The following is a 2551-nucleotide window of genomic DNA, read 5'->3' as shown; positions in this document are numbered from 1 at the left end:
GATGCCGCCCGGATGCCGGTTCGTTTTGTGCCGCAAACCTGTTTGCCCACTGGCATGGCCTATGAGGTTTTTATTTTTGAACGCCAACAATGCCCGACCCGCGAGGGTCTGCATGATTTTTTCAATGGGCTGGTATGGCTGAACTTTCCCTTGACCAAACGGCGCCTCAATCAGCTGCACATGGCTCAGATCGCGGCCACCGGCATTGCTGCGGTCCGTGGTCCCGCGCGAGATGCCCTCACCGTACTGGATGAAAACGCCGCGTTGCTGCGTGCGCCCGATGTGTTGTGGGACGCGCTGGTGGCCAAAGACTGGCAACTTCTGTTCGGAGAGCTGCGCCCCCTGTGGCAACAGGCCAGACTGCTGTTGTTCGGCCACGCTTTGCTGGAAAAGCTGGTTTTTCCAAGAAAATCGATCACAGCGCATGTCTGGCGTGTATCTTCAGATACTGATTTGATAGCAGATATGGACGCCTGGCTGGCCGCTGACCTGTCTGCGGAGCGCTTGGCGGCCAAACCGTTCGCGCACCTGCCGGTGCTGGGAGTGCCGAGCTGGTGGGAGGCCAATGCCGACCCCGGGTTTTATGCCGATGTCGACGTGTTTCGACCACCCCGCACGCAGCGGGCCAACCGCGCTAATCCGGCATAACGCGTGAGGATTTGCCACGTTTTGACCTTGATTTGCCGCAGCACGCCACTACCATTGGGTCTGTTCTGCGGCATGGCCGCTTTGTCTTGATCGAGGAAAAAATGAAACGAATCCTGTTGTTTGTACTGACCAATGTGATGGTGGTGGCAGTGCTGGGCATTGTGTCGAGCCTGCTTGGGGTTAACCGCTATTTGACTGCCAACGGGCTGAACCTGGGTGCGTTGCTGGGATTTGCGCTGGTGATGGGTTTTGGTGGTGCCATCATTTCGCTGTTGATCAGCAAACCCATGGCCAAATGGTCGTCCGGCGTGCGTATCATCAATCAGCCTTCCAGCGCCGATGAGGCCTGGATCGTCGAGACGGTGCGCAAACTGTCGGACCGAGCCGGCATCGGCATGCCGGAGGTGGGCATTTTTGAAGGCCCGCCCAACGCTTTTGCCACCGGCGCGTTCAAGAACTCGGCGCTGGTCGCGGTCAGCACCGGTTTGCTCCAAGGCATGACGCACGAGGAAATCGAGGCCGTGATTGGTCACGAGGTGGCCCACGTTGCCAATGGCGACATGGTGACGATGACGCTGATCCAAGGCGTCATGAATACGTTTGTGGTGTTCTTGAGTCGGGTCATCGGGTATGCGGTTGACAGCTTTTTGCGCAAGGGTGATGACCGCGACAGTGGACCCGGCATCGGGTACATGATCACGACCATTGTGCTCGACATCGTGCTGGGTTTCGCAGCGGCCATCGTGGTGGCCTGGTTTAGCCGACAGCGTGAGTTCCGCGCCGACGCCGGTGCCGCACAGTTAATGGGGCGCAAGCAACCCATGGTCAATGCACTGGCGCGCCTGGGTGGCATGGAGCCTGGCCATTTACCCAAGAGTGTGGCGGCGTTTGGCATTACCGGTGGCATCGGCCAGTTGTTTTCCACCCACCCGCCGCTGGAGGATCGCATTGCGGCGCTACAAAGTGCCCAACTGAAGTAGCCGCCAAGACACCTTTTTTTTGAGATCACCTCTTTGCCCTGTCGCGGCGCTTGCCCGGCAGGGTTTCTTTTATTTGATGCGGCTGGGATAGACTCAAAGCATGGAACTCTCAACCTGGTTAGCTTTTTTCGCCGCCTCCTGGGCCATCAGCATTTCACCCGGACCGGGTGCGGTTGCCTCGATGAGTGCCGGGCTCAACCATGGCTTTCGTTACGGCTATGTCACGATCTTTGGTCTGGTTCTGGGGATCTGGACACAACTGCTGATCGTTGGGGTGGGCTTGGGAGCGCTGATTGCGGCCTCCGGCACCGCGTTTACCGTCGTCAAATGGCTGGGCGTGGCCTATCTGGTGTGGCTGGGCATCGCGCAGTGGCGTGCGCCAGCGCGGCCGATGGTGGCGCTGTCGGATTCTGGCGAGGTGGTGACCCAGCGCGCGTTGATCCTTAAGGCCTGGTTGATCAATATTGTCAACCCGAAAGGCACGGTGTTCCTGCTGGCGGTGGTACCGCAGTTCATCAACCTGGCGCAGCCCTTGCTGCCGCAGTACCTGATCATTGGTGCCACCCTGGCCTTTACCGACCTGGTGGTGATGACCGGTTACACCGCGCTGGCGGCCAAGGTCTTGGGCGCACTCAAGGAGCCATCGCACATTCGCGCCATGAACCGCGTCTTTGGCAGTCTGTTTGTCATTGCCGGGTCGCTGCTGGCGTTGTTCAAGCGCTCCGGCTAGACGCGCAGTCAGGGCCTGAAGCCGCGGTTGGTGGGGAGTCGGCGCTGGCGTCGCTCGTTGAGGTGGGGCTCCGGGCCGTCGCAGGCCTGGCGGTATTTTTGCAACGTCCTTTGTGCTTTTCCCAGCACTGTCTCAGCGCCATACCCGCCCAGATCCAGAGTGCCAAATCGCACACCCGTCAGCAATTCCATGC

4 protein-coding genes are annotated in these 2551 nt (G+C 59.5%); 3 read left to right on the top strand and 1 reads right to left on the bottom strand.

Going from position 1 to position 2551, the window contains the following annotated elements; genetic code table 11:
- The 3 genes from KBF66_RS19555 to rhtB form a co-directional block, all read left to right on the top strand.
- The coding region (locus KBF66_RS19555) for a DUF3025 domain-containing protein (RefSeq protein ID WP_365732559.1) at positions 1 to 648 on the top strand (648 nt) is incomplete at its 5' end.
- A 101-nt stretch (positions 649 to 749) separates the two neighbouring features.
- A complete protein-coding gene (gene htpX, locus KBF66_RS19550; RefSeq protein WP_296661437.1) occupies positions 750 to 1628 on the top strand; it encodes a protease HtpX in 879 nt (292 codons plus the stop codon).
- A 100-nt stretch (positions 1629 to 1728) separates the two neighbouring features.
- Positions 1729 to 2358, top strand: a complete 630-nt coding sequence (gene rhtB, locus KBF66_RS19545) for a homoserine/homoserine lactone efflux protein (protein ID WP_296661435.1) — start codon at positions 1729 to 1731, stop codon at positions 2356 to 2358.
- 8 nt (positions 2359 to 2366) lie between these two features.
- Here the strand turns inward: rhtB and KBF66_RS19540 are convergent.
- On the bottom strand, positions 2367 to 2551 hold a 185-nt coding region (locus KBF66_RS19540; RefSeq protein ID WP_296661433.1), incomplete at its 5' end, for a hypothetical protein.

The sequence above is a fragment of the Rhodoferax sp. genome (assembly GCF_018063565.1).
Taxonomy (GTDB): domain Bacteria; phylum Pseudomonadota; class Gammaproteobacteria; order Burkholderiales; family Burkholderiaceae_C; genus Rhodoferax.
This window is presented reverse-complemented; position numbering and strand designations above follow the sequence as displayed.